Annotated in this window: 1 protein-coding gene; it reads right to left on the reverse strand. The window is 59.6% G+C overall.

From position 1 onward, the window contains the following. The coding region (locus EN852_RS37560; protein ID WP_246694548.1) for a F0F1 ATP synthase subunit A at positions 1–328 on the reverse strand (328 nt) is incomplete at its 3' end. Position 329 lies beyond the last annotated feature (1 nt).

Here is a 329-nt window from a genome sequence, read left to right on the forward strand (position 1 = left end):
CGATCACCAGCGCGGCAAGCGTGAAGGTGACGATGATGTGGCTGGTGACGGTGAAGAAGTACGGAAACAGGCCGATCAGATTGGCGACCAGCACGAACATGAACAGCGAAAACACCAGCGGGAAGAACTGCATGCCCTGCTTGCCGGCGGCGTCGCGCAGCATGTTGCCGACGAACTCGTAGGCCATTTCCGAAACCGACTGAAGACGGCCCGGAATGAGGCTGCGGCTGGCGGTGCTCATGTAGAGGAAAGCGGAAGCGACGAGGACCGTCACGACCATGAACAGAGCGGAGTTGGTGAAGGAAACGTCGTAGCCGCCGATATGCAGC

It is taken from the genome of Mesorhizobium sp. M2E.F.Ca.ET.209.01.1.1, from assembly GCF_004010375.2.
GTDB lineage: Bacteria > Pseudomonadota > Alphaproteobacteria > Rhizobiales > Rhizobiaceae > Mesorhizobium.